Below are 20,262 nucleotides of genomic sequence, written 5' to 3' on the forward strand. Positions count from 1 at the left end.
TAATGTCGTAATTTCTATTGTCCACAATCAGTAGGGTGGCTTACATTAGGCTTATAAGTAATGCCTCCGCCTTGGTTGAATGAGATTTGATACATGGCATGATTATAGGTTGAGGTTGGACAGTACTTAATATGTCCGAAATGGCCGCGAGGTTTACCGCTATCGCCCCAGAATTTAGTGTAATGGCGATTATTTCCTACCCGTAAATACAAGGTGCTATATTTAGGTTCTAAAGCCTGTTTTTCTAGCAGGTCATCAACTCCTAAGTCGAAGTGTTTATTGTCATTTTTATCTAAAAATAATAATAGCCTCTTATAGCTGTCTCTATGACATGTGGCGCCGTCATTAGAAAGACAAAGCAACAAGTTTTGTCTTCTAATGTGGCTTTCAGCTTTCGCTAACTTTAGTGTATTTTTAATTTGGCTCTCGATACGTTTTGCTTCCATGCTTGCTAATTGCTCTAGAATATAGGGCGTCGCAATCATTACTATAATAGCTAACACAGCAACAGTAACAATCAGCTCTATCAAGGTAAAGCCATATTTATTATGTGCTTGAAAATGCGTCTGCTTTCTTGACGATACTTTATATAATTCAATCATGAGAGACTGCTACCTATACAAGAGGTACGGCTATACATTAATAATCGACTAACCTGAATATTGCGCCAAAACTTTAAGTATCTATTAAATTTGCGTAAGTTATATATACATTGGATATTAGCAGAAAAATGTTCGGTTGTGTGAATATAAACCAAATATATGTCTACTATCAAAGAATGTTTCAATTCGTGAATAAGGAGTTTTAAGGATAGAGAAAATTAACGATTTGTATTAAAATATCTTGAAACAATAGATAGGATTCGTTTCATCATCTATTGCGAGCTCACACACAAAAGATAAAGAGTGTAAAGTGTGTTAGTCGTCAGTAAGTTAAGCTGGCTAATGTGTTTTAGTTATGACATTATCGTGTAATAATGTGTAGCTGGTTAACGAAAAAAGTTGTAAATTGAATTGATAATCGCTAAGCTACTTCTCAATTGGTTTTGCTTTGTAATTTCAAATTCGTAAATGATGTCTGCTTTTGGGCATCTTAAGATGCGGTTTTGCTTGACGCATTACTAAAATTATCCTTTGGAGGAAGTTCATGAAATTAAATAAAATTGCTTTGGCATTATTTGCCATTACAGCGGCTCCACTAGCAGCAAACGCTGGTGTTACTATTAGCCCGTTATTACTTGGTTATCACTACAGCGAAGGCGCTGATGATGAGCAGCTAGAAGTCATGGGTGCTACAGATGGGAACAGTTACTATAAAGAAAATGGTCTATACACGGGTGCAGCGCTAGGTATCGAGCTAACGCCTTCTACACAATTTCAAGTAGAGTACGGTGTATCAAATACTGATGCCGTTAATGCTGCTGGCACTGTTACTAGAGATGCTGAACAAGAAATGATTTCTGGTAACTTCTTGATCGGCTTTGAAGAATTTAGCGGTTACACTGATAATGCCTTCAAACCATATGCCTTGATTGGTGCTGGTCGTTCTAAGATTGAAGTTGAAGATGCATCAGGTGATTTCATTACTGGTTCAAAAGACACTATTGGTAACCTAGGCCTAGGTGCTATGTATCGTATCAATGACGCACTAAGCCTACGTGGTGAAGCTCGTGCGATTCATAACTTTGATAACAACTGGTGGGAAGGCATGGCTTTGGCTGGCCTAGAAGTTGTATTAGGTGGCCACTTAGCACCTACTGTTGCTGTACCGCCAATGCAAGAGCCACTAGTTGATACTGCTCCAGTAGTAGTCGTTGAGTCTGATCTTGACTCTGACGGTGATGGTGTACCTGATAGCATCGATGCATGCCCAGGCACTCCAATGAACGTAGTAGTTGATGAGCGCGGTTGCCCAGTACCAGTAGATATTACTGATGAGCTAAAAATGGAGCTACGTGTATTCTTTGATAACGACAAATCAACTATCAAAAACCAATACAAACCTGAAATCGCTAAAGTAGCAGAGAAGATGCGTGAGTATCCTAACTCTACCGCTCGCGTTGAAGGTCACGCTTCTAAAACAGGTCCTTCAGCACGTTATAACCAACGTCTATCTGAAGCCCGTGCAGTTGCAGTGAAATCTATGTTGACCAACGAATTTGGTATCGAGCCAAACCGTCTATCAACAGTTGGCTATGGTTATGACCAACCAATCGCTGATAACAACACTGAAGAAGGTCGCGCTATGAACCGTCGTGTATATGCCATCATTACTGGTGACAAAACCATGACTGTTGAACAAACTAAAGATATGGTTGTTCAGTAAGTAGACGCTACTAATTATGTATTAACTTAATTAGTTACAAAAAAAGTCATCCTTTGGGTGGCTTTTTTTTATTTATACACTCAGAAAAGTAAGTTATTGCATAAATTGATAGCGCAATAATGTTATACTAGCGACCCAAACACTTTGTAAACTGACAAAGTGTACATTAGCATAGCTATCTGTACGATGGATTTATCAGCATAGGTATTTGATTTCGTTAATATTAAATTGCTGTACGTATTGTGCAATTATTTAATCCTAAGCCAATCATGTCTATCTGGTTGATGTTAACAGTTTATCCAGCGGTGCTTACTGCTACTGCATTTTTTAAGACGAAACGAGCATTTTATATGGCGAACGATATCAAACACCTGCGTAACATTGCAATTATTGCCCACGTTGACCACGGTAAAACCACTTTGGTTGATAAGTTATTACATCAATCTGGTACTTTTGGCGACCGTGCAAACATTGCGGAACGCGCAATGGATTCAGGTGATATTGAGCAAGAGCGTGGCATTACTATTTTGGCAAAAAATACGGCCATCCGCTGGACAGATGACACTGATGGCACTGAATACCGTATTAATATTGTCGACACCCCAGGTCACGCCGACTTTGGTGGCGAAGTCGAACGCGTTATGTCAATGGTTGACTGCGTATTGTTGGTTGTTGACGGTGTTGATGGCCCAATGCCGCAAACCCGTTTTGTCACTCAAAAAGCGTTCGAGCAAGGCCTAAAGCCGATTGTGGTTATCAATAAAATTGACCGTCCTGGTTCACGTCCTGATTGGGTAATGGATCAAATCTTTGATCTATTTGATAACTTGGGTGCTACTGACGAGCAATTAGATTTCCCAGTGGTTTATGCATCTGCCTTAAACGGTATTGCTGGTTTGGAAGCAGATAATTTAGCAAATGACATGACGCCGTTGTTTAAAACCATCGTTGATGTGGTACAGCCACCGCAAGTCGATGCAGATGCACCTTTCCGCATGCAAATTTCTAGCCTTGACTATAACAGCTTCGTTGGCGTTATCGGTATTGGCCGTATTCAACGCGGTAAAGTTAAAACCAATACGCCTGTGACTGTCATTGATAAGAATGGTAAAACGCGTAACGGTCGTATCCTAAAAATCATGGGTTATCACGGTCTTGAGCGTATTGAAGTAGACGTTGCGCAAGCGGGCGATATCGTTTGTATTACCGGTATTGATGCGCTAAATATTTCAGACACCATTTGTGACCCTAACCATGTTGAAGCGTTGCCAGCATTGACTGTTGATGAACCAACGGTATCGATGAACTTCCAAGTAAACAATTCACCATTTGCCGGTCGTGAAGGTAAGTTTGTGACATCACGTAATATTCGTGAGCGTCTTGAGCGTGAATTGATTCACAACGTGGCGCTACGTGTAGAAGACACCGAGTCTCCAGATAAATTTAAAGTATCAGGTCGTGGTGAGCTACATTTATCAGTATTGATCGAAAACATGCGCCGCGAAGGTTTTGAGCTTGGCGTATCAGGTCCAGAAGTTATTGTTAAAGAAGTAGATGGCAAGCTACAAGAACCGTATGAAAATGTTGTCTTTGATATTGAAGACGCGCATCAAGGTCCAATTATGGAACAAGTCGGCTTGCGTAAAGGCGAGATGACCAATATGGAGCTTGATGGTAAAGGTCGTATGCGTATTGAAGCGACTATGCCTGCGCGTGGTTTGATTGGTTTCCGTTCAGAGTTTTTAACCCTGACCTCGGGCACCGGTATCCTGACTTCAAGCTTCTCACATTACGGTCCACAAAAGATCGGTGATGTTGGTGGTCGCTCAAACGGTGTATTGGTTTCTATGGCCAATGGTGTTTGCTTAGGTTTCGCCCTATTTAACCTACAAAAACGTGGTAAATTATTTGCTGAGCCACAGCTTGAAGTTTATGAAGGTATGATTGTTGGTCTAAACTCTCGTAACGATGATATGGTTGTCAATCCAACGACTGCTAAACAGTTAACCAACGTCCGTGCCAGTGGTACTGATGAAGCGTTGACGCTGACGCCAGCGGTTAAGTTTACCCTTGAGCAAGCGCTTGAATTCATTCAAGATGATGAGTTAGTAGAAGTAACGCCAAAAGCCATACGTCTGCGTAAGCGTTATTTGACTGAAAATGAGCGTAAGCGTCATGGACGCAAGAAAAATGCTTAATATCGATACGTAAATTACTTGGTAATTTATATTTTCAATTTTAGAAAAGTACTCAAAGCTAATTTTTCATGATTAGCTTTGACATCGAAAATTAGCAGTATAAGGTGAGCAAAATAAAGTTCACTTTATATTGCTTTTTTGTGTGCTTGGTTTTCATATATAATAAAAACGATCTAATCAATAAGTGCTATCTATTTAGAAAGGTTTAAAGAATCAACATTAGAAAATCTAGTTCATCATCTATATAATAATTAATTAAACTTTCAAGGAGTGACATTATGAGTATGGTATCTGAGTTTAAGGAATTTGCTTTAAAAGGTAACGTGATGGACCTAGCGGTCGGTGTCATCATTGGTGGCGCTTTTGCGACTATTACGACTTCTTTAGTTGAAGACATTATCATGCCTATAGTCGCTTTTATTGCCGGCGGCGAAATTAATTTCAAAAACATGTTTTTTATACTAGGAGATGCGCCTGAAGGTGTGGCAATGACTTATGATGCACTTAAGGCAGCAGGCGTACCGGTGTTGGCTTATGGTAGCTTTATCACAGTGTTGATTAACTTCCTAATTTTGGCGTTTATCATATTTATGATGGTAAAAATGGTTAATAGATTACGCCGTGCAGATGAGGTAGAAGAAGCGGTTGCAGAGCCGTCAGAAGAGGTGCAATTACTGCGTGAGATTAGCGCTAAGCTGAGTAATACTCACCTTACAAAATAAAATCATATAATTCGCTTACCAAAATCAAAAAAGGCTAACAATAAGTTAGCCTTTTTTATTGTCGATTGATAAGCTCGAAGTTTTTTAATTAAGGTTTAACTACCACATAGTCATTGGTATTAATCAGAATTTCTGAGGGTTGATCGACGACAATACGGACCACGTTACTATCAACGACTTGTGACTTATAATAATTGTCTTCGGCAACCGTACAGCCGAGGCAGCGTCCCATGGCATCCCAAGGTTCAACGAATAATTTCTGCTGTGCTTGGTCGGCGTTACCGCCGATAAGCGAGAAGGGTAGACTAACAAGATAAGCGGCGGTGCCTGCCACAGCGGTCACCAGCTGTAATGGTTTACCAACAATAGTATCAACTGCCATGGTCTCATAAGAGGGGCCAAAATCCGTTTCATCAATTTCTATCGCTGCTAGAGCGGGCTGCATGCTAGCAAAAATCAAGCTTATGCTTGCCATCATGGTCAGTAGTTTATATTTAGCTGTGCGTTTCATTTTAGCTGGAGCGCTCATAATGATATCCTAAAACTCATAAGAAGTATGATTCATAGCTGCTGCTATTTCCATACAGAGACAACTTCCCTATAGAAATAATGCGACAACGATAGGCATTGATAAATAGTTTTAATATTACAGATAAATAAACGCTTTGCACTATTTATGTAAATATTGGCACTATTAAAGCAAGATTTAAGCCAATAAGCAACAAAAATGCGCAGGATATATTTATATGAAAGATGTTTCTTAAAACGAATAAGTTTGAATGGAGTTTTTAATAGCGTTAAATCAGATTTCCATAAAAAGTATTCATTGTGGCAATTCAGTGCTTTATAGCTTTGCAGACTTTTTAAATCTTCAGCTGTGAGGGAGTTTAGAAATGGATTATTTAGTAGGCTGACAGTTAGGGCAGAAGACACTGGCACGCCCATTTAACTTAATATTTTCTAATAGCGTATCGCAATGCGGACAGGTTTCGCCCTGTCTACCATAAACATTTAAAGTTTGCTGGAAGTAGCCGGTTTGACCGCTGGCAACGGTAAAATCGCGTAATGTGGAACCACCTAGCGTGATGGCCTTTTTTAAAATGGCTTTGATATGCTCAACCAAGATAACTATTTGCTCATGAGATACTTCATTGGCTGGTGTTGCCGGATGAATACCTGATAAATAAAGGCTTTCAGTTGCATAAATATTACCAACGCCAACAACGACTTGCTGCTCCATAATTACTGATTTAATCGCGCGCTTGATAGGCTGCTTGCTATTGGTTTTGTTAGCTATGTTGTTATCCGAGGTTTGATTTGGATTGTCCGAGCGCTGTATTAAATGATATAAATAATCAGCGGTAAAGTCTGCTGATAATGGCTCCGGACCCAAATGATCTAAAAGCTTAGGACCGTAATCTTTAAACCATAATACTGAGCCAAATCGCCTCGGATCATAATAATGTAGCTGTGTTTGGCTATTATCAGCGGCGCTAAATGTTACTACTAAATGGTCATGTTTACGCTTATCGGTGCCATGGCTATGTTGCTGTAAACTACCCGACATACCAAGGTGAATCAAAAGTTGACGCGGTGCTAAGCTATTTGGCTGAATAGAAGCGTTGGTATTAACAGAAGTGAGCGGTATAAAATTTAGGATTAAATACTTCGCTCGGCGCTCGACACTGTCCAAAGTATAATCAACCAGTTCACTCAAGTTATCGGGCATCGACCAGCGTAGCTTTGGTTGAAAAACTTTGACATCGACCACTTGTTGACCTAATAAAGGTGTCAGGCTGGTTTTGGTGGTTTCTACTTCCGGCAACTCAGGCATAGTATTTCTTATCAGACTCTATTATATATAAAGGTTATTTTCAAAGATTTTAAAGTTTAAGCTATCAAACAACAGCACGGCGAGCATGCAAAATACCATGCTGCTGCTCGAGCTTGGCAAGTAACTTAGACAAATGCGCGAGCCCTGAAACTTCAATATGAAACTTTAAAAAGGCGATATTGTCATCGTTACTGAGCGTCTCAACCTGACGAATATTGACGTTTTCTTTATCAATAATTTGGGTCAAATCACGTAGTAATCCGCGCCTGTCATAGGCTTCAACGTGAATGTCTACCGGCTGATAACGACCAGCTTTAACCGTCCAAGCCGCCTCAATTTCACGCTCAGGATCCCGTTCAATCAAGCGCAGGTATTCGGGGCAGCCACGGTTATGTACGCTGACGCCGCGCGATAAGGTAATGTAGCCTGCGATAGGTTCACCGTGGACAGGATGGCAGCAGCCGGCTAGGTTAATCTCGATATTATCCAAACCATCGATACGGATTTTATAAGCATCAAGTTTCCCAGCGTTTCTTGTATCGATACTTGGAGTGAAATCTTCTTCAGGTTTTTCAGGCTCTAAATCTAACTGGCGTGAAATATGACTGGTCAACTGATTGAGACTGATATCACCCGTCACTAAACCGACCACGATATCATCGGTATTATTGACGTTAAAATGCTGGATATAATCGTTTAAATCAATACTGTTTGGGTGCACCGACAAGCGCTCAAGCTCTTTACTGAGCATTTGGCGACCTATCTCGATATTTTTATCGCGGTCTTGCTTATTAAACCATTGACGCAGTTTTGAGCGCGCGCGATTGGTATGAATATAACCGAGCGAGGCGACTAGCCAATCGCGATTGGGTTCACGCGAGGCTTTGGTAATAATCTCAACTTGTTCGCCCGTTTTTAACTGGTAAGTCAGCGGCACATAGCGCTGATTGACGCGCGCCGCTTGCGCTCGGTTACCGACTTGCGTGTGTACATAATAAGCGAAGTCCAGTACAGTGGCGCCTTTTGGCAGCTCGGTAATATCGCCATCACGACTAAAGATATAAATACGCTCGAGCTCATCGAAATCAACCAACTGCTCATCATCGTCGAACTCGATTTCTTCTAATTCTTCGCCAGTCAGTAATGCTGAGCGCGGCTGATTGCGCGTTTCGTTATTAATCGATAAGAGCTGACGTAATGAGCTGATTCTTTGGTTAAGGTAATTGTCCTTTTTATTTTTCAGGCCTTCTTTGTAATTGACGTGTGCGCACATGCCAAGCTCGGCCTCGAAGTGCATTTCTTGAGTACGAATTTGTACTTCTAGCGATTTATTTTCGGCAATAACGGCGGTATGAAGCGAGCGATAACCATTTGATTTTGGATTGGTAATATAGTCGTCGAATTGCTCAGGGATATAGCGCCATAAACCGTGTACCAAGCCCAACACGTGATAGCAATCTGAAGGATTATTGACCAAGACCCGTAGCGCGCGAATGTCATATAGCTGATCAAAGGATAAACCTTTGAGCTTCATTTTTCGGTAAATAGAATAAATATGCTTGACGCGGCCTGAAACCTCGCCTTCGATACTCGCTTCCGCCAACGCTTCATTGAGCTTATCTTGGACGCGCTGAATATAAGACTCACGTTCGCTGCGTTTTTCTGATAACAGTTTGGCAATTTCTTTATAACGCTCGGGCGCCAGATAGCGAAAGGCTAAATCTTCAAGCTCCCATTTTAATTGAGCAATGCCTAGCCTGTGTGCTAGTGGCGCATAGATGGTCATAACCTCACGCGCGACCCGATATTGTCGTTCTTCACCAGAAAAAGTCAGTTCGCGCATGGCAAAGGTACGCTCGGCCAACTTAATCAGCACCACGCGTACATCGTTGGTCACGGAGATGAGCATGCTATAAATGTTGGAGAGCTGATCGCGCTGATTATTGACGAAATGGTCTTCTAAGCGCTTATTGCTTTCGATAATTTCCGACAGTTTTCCCATCGCTAGCGTATCTTTGACCAAGGTTGCGATATCGGCACCGAATTTTTTTTCAATTTCAGCTAAGCTAATAATTGATTTACGGGCGCTACGATAAAGCATCGCTGCCACAAGCGCATTTTCGTCTTGATAAAGGTAGGTTAGGATATCGGTCATGGCAATACCGGTGACGTAAGCGCCTGAACGCTCAGATTCACTGGTATTCATATGACTGCGAATAAACTCGCAGGCGATAGCAAGATTGGGCACAGATTCTTGCCCGATACGCTTGGCAATATTATCCAGCCAAGTAGGGACGTCGATATTTATCTGATCTAAATCAATGGCTTCTAGTTCTTGTGCCGAAAGCGCATTGGCATCATCAAGCAATTGATTGTCTAAATATTCATCTTCGAGGTTGGGGTCATGGCTGTGATAAGCATACTGCGCGGAGCGATCAAAGGTAGTGTGCAGTTTATGAGTGGACAGCTGATATTTGATGTCGTGTGGAATTTGGGCATAGCTATTGGCAGACTGATGAGAGCGTTGGCTCGCGACCAGTTGTGCCGCCAATGTTGCGCTATCGGCTTGCGTGGTTTGTCCATCTACCAGCGGTAGCCCTTCACGAATTTTTACCATAGCCCACTCCTCTTAGCTATTCTAAATTGATTAAAAGCCCATTTACCAACCACACTTTTAGGTTTCCATAGGTAAAGTGTCAGCTATAAATCAATTCAGCCGCTAAAAAATCCATTTTTAGCAGCTATAAATGACAGACATAAATAATATATAAAGCGCTGAGTAAGGATAAAGGATACTCACGATATCTTGCTGAAGAAAGCCTAAATACATTGGCTGTTATTATCTCATTTCACAATGACAAATCAAGCAAGGCTCTGTAATGATAATGTCGCTTTCGATAACATAACGCCTTTTTATCCCTATCGTTCAGGCCATTTTTTCTTAAATTAATAGGTTAAAAAAGGTCGTCTTTATTTATATCTGTCATACGTTATTTTGGTGTTTTAGAACAGCGTGTATTAAAGCACGCTGCCCTAAAATAAAGTCTTTTGAAACACCTTACTTTAAACATCATTAAAATTGATGCTAAGCGGACACTTTCTCAAAGCGTGCGATTGATTCGACGTGACCGGTATGACAGAACATATCCATCACGCCTGCATGCGTCAAACGATAGCCTTGCTCTAATAAGGCTTTGGTATCGCGGGCGAGGGTAGCAGGGTTACAAGAGACATAGACAATACGTTCGGCGTTAAATTTCGGCAGATACTGCATAATCTCCCAAGCGCCCGAACGCGGCGGGTCAATGAGTAACGCATCAAAGCCTTGATTGGCCCAAGGCTTGTCGGTGCAATCTTGGGTTAAATCTTGGCTATAAAACTCAGTATTATTAATGCCGTTGCGACGAGCATTGTCAGCAGCACGGGCAGTCATTGCTTCACTGCCTTCAACGCCGACCACCGAGCCTGTTTCGCCGACTAAACGCGCGAGCGGTAAGCTAAAGTTGCCCAAACCACTGAATAAATCTAGCACGCGTTCGCCCGCTTTTAAGTCTAACAAATCACAAGCAAGCTTGGTCATTTGACGGTTTACCGATAAATTGACTTGGGTAAAGTCCGTTGGGATAAACTCAAACGTCAAATCATACTCTGGTAATTGATAATATAAGCGCCCAAACTGCTCACTCATGTCATCATTCTCCGTCAAAGCAATACGCTGAATGCTATCGGCACCTTTTGACTGTAAATATAACTGCCAATTGCGCGCTGCAAAAAACGTTTTTAGCTTCTCGACATCAGCATCTGATAATGGCGCTAAATTACGCACGATAAGCGCAACCGGCTGATTGCCATCGGGCAGTTCTGGCATTGCTTCACCCATAGCCAGTTCAAGCTGGGCAATTTTGTCACGGCTCTCTAAGGTGCTGATAAGTGCTTTTAAATTTTCAATCTCAAAACCAATCCGTGGGTCTAAGATATGACACTCATTTAATTCCGCTAAAAAGTTACTTGAGCGCTCACGGAAACCAACCAAAGCTGTTTCTTTTTTGGCGACATAACGGACGCCCAATCGTGCTTTGGTACGGTAACCTAAGCGATCACCGACCACAGGCGCGAGCCAATGATCTGGTTCAACATTCGCTTGATGGATAAGCATCTCAGCAAGCACAGATTGCTTAAAGTTGATTTGACCTTCTGGCTGCCAATGCTGCAGATTACAGCCACCGCAGACGCCAAAATGCGGGCAGGGCGGTACGGCGCGCTCAGGGTTTGGATTGGCAGTAATGCTCACCGCATCACCTTCTTCAAAGCTGGTACGGCTATTGGTAATTTTAACTAAAGCGCTTTCGCCCGGTAGCGCAAAGCTGACAAAAATCTTTTTGCCATGTTTGTCTTCGATATGACCATCAGCTTCACCAAAGCCATTGCCGTATACCGCAACGCCGCGACCATCATGTGACAAGCCATCGATATTAAAAGGTAGTGGCTCAGCATCTTTTAAACGGCGCCGCGTTTTTGATGACGGCTTAGATTTTTTCTTACTTGGCGGAATAGTAATGGTCTGAGTCTCGTGAGGCTGTTGGCTGGTATCTAAGATGGTAGAGTTTTTTGAATCGGTGGGTTGCATAAACCTGCCTTAATAATAAGTAATAAATGATAAATGATAAATGAGGGTGAGACGTTAGTTGTTAAAACGTCATCTTTATAAAGAAGCTTTTATAAATACGTCCGTTATATAAAAATGTCTGCTATGGTGCAGGCGCAGATGACCAATCAGCAATAAACTCATGATGACGTGGGCTGCCATCTGCTTGGGTATAATTTGCCAAATAATCACGGCTTTGCTGTTGCCAAGCATCAAAATCCGGTGAGGATAACTGACCGGTCAAACGTAACCAACGCAGATATATCAGCCAGGTATTCATCACATCCGATTCGCAATATATTGACAACGTTTGCCAATCGCCATTGCTGACCAGATCGCCAACCATGCTGCCATCAACATCGGTCTTACCGGGCAAACCATAAAGACTGGCGACGATATCCATGGCTTCGCGGCGGCTGGCACCGTATTGGCTAAATCTGTCCATCAAATCAAGATGGCGACTGTGGAAGCGATTAACGTAATTATCAAAGCGCATATTTTTGATGCGCTCGCCTTCTTCAAATAACCACGACGCTGATAAGTCATACTGCATGGCGCGATAAATAAGCACCGGAATATCAAAGCCTGAACCGTTCCAACTAATCAGCTGTGGCAGCTTTTCAAGGTCACTGAACGCGCGAAAAAACTTGCTCAGTATGTCTTTTTCGCTAAACTTATCGGCGGTCAAAGAAAACAGGGAAAATTTGCCGTCTTTAATATAGAGCGCAGAGATACAAACAATACGCTGCAAGGGCAAACGCATAAAATCGTGACCTGCTTCTTGGAGTCGCAGCGCTGTCAATGCGCTCAAAGCATCGGCATCGTTTAGCTCAGCCAACTGCGGATAGATACGGCGGGCAGCCTCGGTATCGGCAACCGTTTCAATATCAAAGACCAAGATAGGTTTGGACGAGAGGGCGTTTGACATAAATAACTCTGCCTATTTATAAGCTTATGGGGTGGCGTTATCCGTGCTATCGTCAGCGTCATTCACACTATATAGGCCCGTCGATAAATAACGATCACCGCGGTCGCAAACGATAAAAGCAATCACGGCATCAGGATTTGCTTTTGCGACTTCGGTAGCGGCCCATGCCGCTGCACCTGATGACACACCAGCAAAAATGCCTTCAGTTTTCGCCAATTTACGCATATAAACTTCGGCGACCCGCTGATCAACATCCATGATGTCATCAACCAAATCTGCCTCAAAAATACCGGGCATATAAGCGGCAGGCCAGCGGCGGATGCCAGCGATAGATGCTTCTTCGTCAGGTTGTAGACCGATAACTTTAACGTCAGGGTTTTGCTCTTTAAGATATTGCGCAACGCCAGTGATAGTACCTGTGGTGCCCATCGAGCTGATAAAATGGGTGATTTTGCCGTTCGTTTGTGCCCACAGCTCAGGGCCAGTGGTCAGATAGTGCGCTTGTTTATTATCAGGATTGTTAAACTGATCGAGCACAATGCCTTTACCGTCGGCTTGCATTTGCAAGGCCATATCACGCGAGGCTTCTATGCCTTCGTCGACTTCGATAAGCGTCGCACCATAAGCGGCCATCGCATCTTTACGTTCTTGGGTCGAGTTGGTTGGCATAAATAGGGTGATTGGATAGCCACGCATCGCCGCCACCATCGCCAAAGCAATGCCCGTATTGCCGCTGGTCGCTTCAATGAGCATATCGCCAGGTTTAATATCACCGCGCAGCTCAGCTTGATAAATCATATTAAAGGCCGGACGGTCTTTTACCGAGCCAGCAGGATTATTGCCTTCGAGTTTGGCGAGCAATACCGCGCCATTGGCAATCTGCTCTTGCTCAGGCAGGCGATTTAATTTGACCAAAGGCGTCTTACCCACGCAATCGGCAAGGTCAGTGATTTGCGTAATAAAATTGGCGTTTGACTGGGCCGTAGCGGACATAAGGTATCCTTATCGATTATTAGTTTTTTAATAGGCGCTGTTTAAATAGCAGGTCAGTACTTGATGACCGTTAGGGATTGATTGTGGTCAATAAAAAGTTGCGTCATTATATCATTTTGTTTTCGCCTGCGCTTAATGCATAAATTTTTATTGAGGATAAGCAGTGTACTTATCTGCATAAACAAATAGGCATGAACAAAATACGAAAAGCTGACCCTTTAGTAATCGCCTTTGAGCAATAAAAGCGAAAGAGCAAGTGAGGCAATAAAAGTTTGCTAAGGAATGGTTAACCGCCTTCGTTAGAATCCTGCTAAGATAATCGCAAGTCATTCTTGATGACTCATCTTTAATGCTTAATCAATAATGAATACCTAAGCGCACCGTACAAGATTTGTCAGTAGTAGCATTCATCAGCAATAGCATTTAGCGCCAAAATCAGTGGAGAATAAACCCAGCATGGCTTACAAAAAACGTTTTGATACCAGTAGTGCTTATGGTCAGCTGATTATATTGGTGTTTTTGCCGATTTGTTTATTGGCAGCGGTCGGTGGCATTTTGGTATTTTACGAAACCATGCGCGCCAGTAATTCAGAGCAAGAAGCGTTAGCAGAGGCGGTACTGATTCGTTATACGCCAACGATTGCGGAGCTGGTTCCTGAGTTATTAGAGCAAGAACAGGTAGAGAATAGCGATGATAAAAATAAGGCAGCGGACAACCCGCAACCGGCGATAACAGCCTTAGAAGGTATTCAAGATAGGCTCGGGCGGATGCAGTCCGAGCAGCATGTCCAGCGTATTGCAATTATCAATCAAAACAATGAAGTGTTAGCAAGCGTCGGTTATGGCACTGAGGAAGCTTGGCCGCTGATAGAATCTGCAGAGCGCTTTTTATCGCAACAAACAACGCCCATTGGTACCGCTTACGGCAGTAGCTTGGGAGAGTTTGACGGGCAGCAATTGTGGCTCATGATTGATATGGATAATGAGCCGCTCTATATCGCCCGTTATCGTATCGCGATGGCGCTCGCGATTACGGGTTTATTTACGATTTTGATTTTGTTATTGAGCTTAAATATTTATTCAAAACGTTGGATTGCGCCGATTTACGAGCTGCGTTTGCAATTACAACGTACCCATGTCGACAATCTTTATCAGCCTATTCCGGTTGAATCAAATGGTGAGCTGAATTTATTACAGCAAGATCTGGTTAGGACCTTACGTCGTCTCCATGCCAGCTTCCAAGATTTAAAAGATCATGCCGAACAGACCGAAGATGATTTGCGCTTGGCATTTGATGAGATGGAAATGCAGAATATCTCTATCCGTAATGCGCGCGATGCGGCGATTTCAACCAGCCAAGCAAAATCGGCGTTTTTGGCCAATATCAGCCATGAATTGCGAACGCCTTTAAACAGTATTGATGGTTTTATCAATTTGCTAGCACGTCACGGCGAGCTCAATCCTGAACAAGATTTGTACGTGCAAACCATCCGTAAATCGTCGGCGCATCTATTGGCGCTAGTGAACGACGTCTTGGATTTCTCTAAAATTGAAGCGGGTAAATTGGTTCTTGATCGTCACGAGTTTGACCTTTATGACACCATTTATGACGTGGTCGATATGCTATCGCCGGTTGCTGCTGAAAAAGGTCTGCGCATGGCGGTGCTGTTTTATAACGACGTGCCGATGCGCATCAACGGCGATGCGTTGCGCCTCAAGCAAGTACTGACCAATATCGTCGGTAATGCGATTAAATTCACCGATAGTGGCGACGTGGTTGTACGCGTGAGCTTAGACGATCATCGCGACAATTATTTGATGATTAGCGTGCAAGATAGCGGTAAAGGGATTTCATTATCTGACCAAAAAATGCTCTTTCAAAGCTTTAGCCAAGGCGATCCGTCGATTACGCGGCAATACGGCGGTACCGGTTTGGGTTTGGTCATCTCCAAGCAGTTAACGCGACTGATGGGCGGCGACATTGGCTTTTATGATAATGTGCAAGAAAACATCTCTAATCAAGGAGCGACGTTTTGGTTTCGAATGCCAGCGCATGTCGATGTCTTGGAAGCGGCAACTGGGCAAACGATTGAGTTACCAGTACTTGCGCCACTTGCCAGCGATACGGACGAGTTTAATGTGCTGGTTTGGATCAATCATACCGCGTCGATACAGGTGCTCAAAGCCAGCCTGCAACATTTACCGATTACCCTGACTCAAGCAAACTCTTTACCGGGCGTACTTGAGTCGCTCAAGGAGCGCGGCAATTATTGGGATTGGGTTATCGTTGATGATGATACCCAAGACGATATGATGGCGCTGCTCAAACAGATTCGTCTGCATTATCAGGGAAAGCTGGCAGTATTTGGCTATCAAGTTGCCGCCGACCAAGCACTGCTCAATCGTTATCATGCCAATATTTTGTATGAGCCATTAGATAAAAGGCAGCTCTATGCCATGCTTGATACGCAAAAACGCAACGCCCCGAGTGGCGTTCAAGAGCCGCGATGGAAGGGCGTGACCGTCTTGGCTGTCGATGACCATCTGCCGAACTTACTGGTGCTTGATGCGCTACTAAGTGAACTTGGCATCCATGTCATTACCGCCAGCAGCGGTTTTGATGCCATAGAAATTATCAGTAAACAGCAAACTAAGCATATCAAAACTGCTAAAGCTGACAGCCAAAGTCTGTCGAAAAAAACTCAAATATCTAAAGCCGAAGCGCGTGATGATGCTAGTAAATCGGCGGTTAATCCATTACATCTTGACGATACTACAACAGATGATAAAGGTAGTACGGCGCACAAAAACAGTATCGATTTGATATTTATGGATATTCAAATGCCACGTATGTCAGGGCATGAAGCAGCGCGGCAAATCCGTAATATCGAAACATCTGATCATCATATTCCGATTATCGCCTTAACGGCCCATGGTTTAGCCGATGAGCGCGATAAGCTGATTGCAAGCGGCATCAACGACTATGTTGGCAAACCCATTAGCCAGCCACAGTTGCTACAAGTGCTGCAAAAATGGCTTGGCCGTACCGACTCAGTGCCGCCATTAACCACCATTCATAGCGATAACTTATACAGCTCTGACTTGCATAGCTCTAATTTGCCTAGCTCTGACCTACAAAGTGAGGTGAATCAAAACGCCTTGACGTCTTATGCAGATGTGACAACCCCAACTTATCCTTTGCTCAAAGATAACGAGGATAGTCGTATCGCCAATGCAAGTTCTGAGACTAAAGTGAAGAATCAGGCAAAAATCACCCGTCCTTTATCACTGAAGAAAATCCGCGATAACTATTTGCGTGACAGTCAGCCGCGTGAAGATTATAGACGCGAGACACCGCGCGAAACCCAGTCACGTTACGAGAAGCCACGCTATGAAAAGCCACACTATGAGAATCTGCATTATCAAGGGCAGGGGCAAGTACCATTGGCTTATCCGCCTTATCAAATGTCAGAGCATGCTAAAGATGAACAAGCAGTAAATACCGCACACGGGCAAAATAATACGGATATGGGCGCAAATACCCTTGATACCTCGGAGATTTTAAATTGGCAAGATGCGTTGACGCGCTCAGCCAATAAACCCGATTTGGCTGCCAAGCTCATCATCATGATGCTCGATACCATCAATGATGAAAGGCAAGCGTTGATGCAGGCTTGGGAGAGCCGTAACCGCAGTGCGCTGGCGCAAATTGCCCATCGTATCTTAGGTGGCAGCCGTTATACCGGCGTGCCGCAGCTACGTCAAGCCAGCCAAGACTTAGAAGATAAATGCTTATTAAATATTCAACATACCACGCCGGCTCAATTTGCGATGTTAGAGCCTTATTATGAAGCGTTATTGACGGCGTTAAACAATCTACAAACCCTCGATTTATCGGCGTATCCGCAGCTTAATTATCATCGTCTAAGTGAAAATGATATGACGTGGAAAATGATTTAAAGCTGATAATCATAAAACCGCTGAGACTAAACGATACCCTAGCAGTCAGTTATTGATAAGGAAGGGCGAGTGCAAGGCTGTTAATATTAAACGGATTAACAAACTCTCTAAGTGTTTTATTTATTATTAAGGATGATTATGCACGCTATTGCCACGTATGAGTATGAGACATTACAAGTCAGCGCCACTGACAATATAATAACGGTGACCATCAATCGACCGGAAAAAAAGAACGCTATGAGTTTTAAAGTGGTGCAAGAGTTAATCGCGGTCGCCGGTCGAATCAGTAAAGATAAAACGGTACGCGCGGTGATTCTTAATGGCGCAGAGGGCACGTTTTGTGCTGGTATCGATTTGGGCGATTTAAACCATCCTAAGAATCAAGCGTTTGCGCTGTGGGAGCTGGTTAAACCTTGGCAAAGTCTCTTTCAACGCGTCTGCTTGGTTTGGCGTGATGTGCCTGTGCCAGTGATTGCGGTTTTAGAAGGCTATTGTATTGGCGCAGGCTTACAACTGGCGCTGGCTTGTGATGTGCGTATTAGCCATCCTGAGTGTAAATTGTCGATTATGGAAGCCAAGTGGGGCCTAGTTCCTGACATGGGCATAACGCAATCAGGGTTTGGTGTTGTACGCGCTGATGTCTTAAAGGAGCTGGCAATGACCGCGCGTACCTTTAATGCCGAGGAAGGCAAAGCGCTTGGCTTGGTCAGCCATTGTAGTGAAACGCCACTTGAGCGAGCGCAAAAGCTTGCCGCCGAGTTTGCTGAGCGCTCACCCGATGCGGTGCTAGCAAGCAAACGCGTTATCAATGCGATGTTCGAGCAGCCAGCTACCACGCTATATAAAGAAAAATTTTGGCAACTAAAAATGATGTTTGGTCGCAACCGTAAACTGGCACTTAGAAAAGCTAAGCAAGCCAGTACCGCTTTTGGCAAACGTCAATTCCGTTAAAAAATCAGCCATATTTTGCAACTGTATTTGAGTGAGATAGGTTTATTTTATTCACATCAAGCATCTATTGAATTACAAGCAGATAGTGCAATATAGCACTATCTGTTTTTTTTATCTGTTTGCGTTGCTGCTTGTTCGTAGACGGTATTTTTAAAAGGCTTGTTCTGTAATAAAAGTCGATTAAAATTACCCAACAAACCACGTATCAATAATAAAATAATCCTTCCTCTATCATATGGTCTCATTATGTCTGCTCCAAAACCCTCCCTGCCCAATAAACCCAATGCTGCTGACCGAGTGCGCTCTGCGGATTTGCCCGTTGCATGGATTATGATGCTTGGGCTTATCGTGGCAGTCGGGCCATTATCGATTGATATGTATTTGCCAGCATTGCCGTCGATGGCAGAGGATTTTGGCGTATCGACCGCCTTTATGGCCAACTCTGTGCCAGCCTATTTTTTAGGTTTAGTATTTGGTCAGCTATTTTATGGTCCTTTTAGTGATCGCGTCGGTCGCGTCAAACCGTTATATATGGGCATGATTTTATATGTGATTGCCTCGATTGTCTGTGCGACGACCGATAATGAATACGTATTGTTTATCGGCCGAACCTTTCAGGCGCTCGGCGCGTGCGTGGGAGCGGTTGTGACGCGTGCAGCAATACGTGATCGCCTGACAGCCAAACAAACCGCCAAAGCCTTTTCGATTATGATATTGGTCATGGGTTTAGCGCCGATCTTAGCGCCATCTCTTGGAGCTTTATTTTTAAAGTTCTTTAATTGGCATTCTATTTTTTGGTTTTTAGCGGCCTTTGGGGCGTTAAATTTATTACTGACCAAGTTTTTCTTCTTTGAAACCTTGACTGAAGAAAACCGTAACGTCCGCCCTGCCAGAGAAGTGCTCAGTCAGTATTGGGATTTGTTAAAAGACCCAACCTTTAACTATCCTGCGATTGGTGGCGGGTTATTAATGGGCGCGATGTTTGTCTATATCAGCTCAGCTTCTGAATTAATCATGGATACTTATGGCGTCTCAGCCACCCATTTTGGTTGGCTATTTGGCATGAATGCGGCAGGGTTCGTAGGTTTAACCCAGCTGAATCAGTGGCTGACTAATCGTTTTCGTATTTTAAGTATTCTACGTTTTGGGGCAATGATGCAGGTCATCTCAGCCGCAGCGCTATTTGTAACCGGTATTATTTTTGGTACGGATGCATGGTTGCCGCTAGTTTTAGCTTGTATTTTCTTTTGTATTGCGGGCTTGGGCCTGACACAGCCAAATGCCTCGGCGATTGCGCTTGCTTTTCAAAAACGCCGTGCGGGTATGGCCAGTGCTTTGCAAGGCTCGTTGATGTTTTCGGTCGGTATTTTTGGCGGTTTATTATTAAATTTATTCCCTCTTAATCCCGTGTTAAAAATCGGTATTGCACTCTTTGTACTCATGAGCCTTGGTGCGTATTTAATTTGGCAGATAGACCGTGATTTGGATTTGGATACTGCGGAGTGATTGAAGGGTAGCGATGCATAATAGCGCTAGCAGTCGCTAAGCGTTATATGGTAAAATATAGCCCAGCTATTTTTATCATTCAGTATTATTCTGAACTTTCAAATCATAGCTCAATTTTTAAATCAACCCATCAAACAATGACACACACATCATGGCAAAAAATTGCTGGGTGTTTGGCGACTTGATTAATTTGCAAAAAA

General features: G+C 43.2%; 13 protein-coding genes. 6 read left to right on the top strand and 7 right to left on the bottom strand.

What is annotated here, in order from left to right:
* Positions 1–14 precede the first annotated feature (14 nt).
* Positions 15–602 carry a pilus assembly FimT family protein gene (locus tag JMX70_RS06180; protein ID WP_201590468.1) on the bottom strand — a complete coding sequence of 196 codons (588 nt, stop codon included), beginning with the start codon at positions 600–602 and terminating at the stop codon, positions 15–17.
* Positions 603–1,146: 544 nt separating this feature from the next.
* On the opposite strand from JMX70_RS06180, the gene JMX70_RS06185 reads away from it, so the two are divergent.
* From JMX70_RS06185 to mscL, 3 genes are all read left to right on the top strand, one after another.
* The gene (locus JMX70_RS06185; RefSeq protein WP_201590471.1) at positions 1,147–2,325 is read left to right on the top strand and encodes an OmpA family protein; all 1,179 of its coding nucleotides are present in this window, start codon (positions 1,147–1,149) and stop codon (positions 2,323–2,325) included.
* 350 nt (positions 2,326–2,675) lie between these two features.
* Positions 2,676–4,523: a translational GTPase TypA gene (typA, locus tag JMX70_RS06190; RefSeq protein WP_201590474.1), complete on the top strand. Its 1,848-nt coding sequence runs from the start codon at positions 2,676–2,678 to the stop codon at positions 4,521–4,523.
* A gap of 278 nt (positions 4,524–4,801) precedes the next feature.
* Complete coding sequence (gene mscL / locus JMX70_RS06195) at positions 4,802–5,245, top strand: large conductance mechanosensitive channel protein MscL (RefSeq protein ID WP_144297554.1); 444 nt, start codon at positions 4,802–4,804, stop codon at positions 5,243–5,245.
* 88 nt (positions 5,246–5,333) lie between these two features.
* Here the strand turns inward: mscL and JMX70_RS06200 are convergent, their stop codons facing one another.
* From JMX70_RS06200 to cysM, 6 genes are all read right to left on the bottom strand, one after another.
* Positions 5,334–5,774 carry a hypothetical protein gene (locus tag JMX70_RS06200; protein ID WP_201590477.1) on the bottom strand — a complete coding sequence of 147 codons (441 nt, stop codon included), beginning with the start codon at positions 5,772–5,774 and terminating at the stop codon, positions 5,334–5,336.
* A 369-nt stretch (positions 5,775–6,143) separates the two neighbouring features.
* Positions 6,144–7,079, bottom strand: a complete 936-nt coding sequence (gene mutM, locus JMX70_RS06205) for a bifunctional DNA-formamidopyrimidine glycosylase/DNA-(apurinic or apyrimidinic site) lyase (protein ID WP_201590480.1) — start codon at positions 7,077–7,079, stop codon at positions 6,144–6,146.
* A 64-nt stretch (positions 7,080–7,143) separates the two neighbouring features.
* Complete coding sequence (locus JMX70_RS06210; RefSeq protein WP_201590483.1) at positions 7,144–9,696, bottom strand: RelA/SpoT family protein; 2,553 nt, start codon at positions 9,694–9,696, stop codon at positions 7,144–7,146.
* Between the two features lie 468 nt (positions 9,697–10,164).
* Positions 10,165–11,706, bottom strand: a complete 1,542-nt coding sequence (gene rlmD / locus JMX70_RS06215) for a 23S rRNA (uracil(1939)-C(5))-methyltransferase RlmD (RefSeq protein WP_201590486.1) — start codon at positions 11,704–11,706, stop codon at positions 10,165–10,167.
* Positions 11,707–11,827: 121 nt separating this feature from the next.
* A complete protein-coding gene (locus JMX70_RS06220) occupies positions 11,828–12,652 on the bottom strand; it encodes a 3'-5' exonuclease (protein WP_201590489.1) in 825 nt (274 codons plus the stop codon).
* A gap of 24 nt (positions 12,653–12,676) precedes the next feature.
* Positions 12,677–13,645, bottom strand: coding sequence for a cysteine synthase CysM (gene cysM / locus JMX70_RS06225; RefSeq protein ID WP_201590491.1), 969 nt, complete (start codon positions 13,643–13,645; stop codon positions 12,677–12,679).
* A gap of 456 nt (positions 13,646–14,101) precedes the next feature.
* Here cysM and JMX70_RS06230 point away from each other — a divergent pair, with 456 nt between their 5' ends.
* The 3 genes from JMX70_RS06230 to JMX70_RS06240 all read left to right on the top strand — a co-directional run bounded on the left by JMX70_RS06230 (position 14,102) and on the right by JMX70_RS06240 (position 20,062).
* The gene (locus JMX70_RS06230; protein ID WP_201590493.1) at positions 14,102–17,605 is read left to right on the top strand and encodes an ATP-binding protein; all 3,504 of its coding nucleotides are present in this window, start codon (positions 14,102–14,104) and stop codon (positions 17,603–17,605) included.
* A 138-nt stretch (positions 17,606–17,743) separates the two neighbouring features.
* Entirely contained in the window at positions 17,744–18,556 is an 813-nt protein-coding gene (locus tag JMX70_RS06235) for a crotonase/enoyl-CoA hydratase family protein (RefSeq protein ID WP_201590496.1), read from the top strand.
* Positions 18,557–18,802: 246 nt separating this feature from the next.
* Positions 18,803–20,062: a multidrug effflux MFS transporter gene (locus JMX70_RS06240; RefSeq protein WP_201590499.1), complete on the top strand. Its 1,260-nt coding sequence runs from the start codon at positions 18,803–18,805 to the stop codon at positions 20,060–20,062.
* Positions 20,063–20,262: the final 200 nt, after the last annotated feature.

This window comes from Psychrobacter pulmonis (assembly GCF_904846465.1).
Classification (GTDB): Bacteria; Pseudomonadota; Gammaproteobacteria; order Pseudomonadales; family Moraxellaceae; genus Psychrobacter; species Psychrobacter faecalis.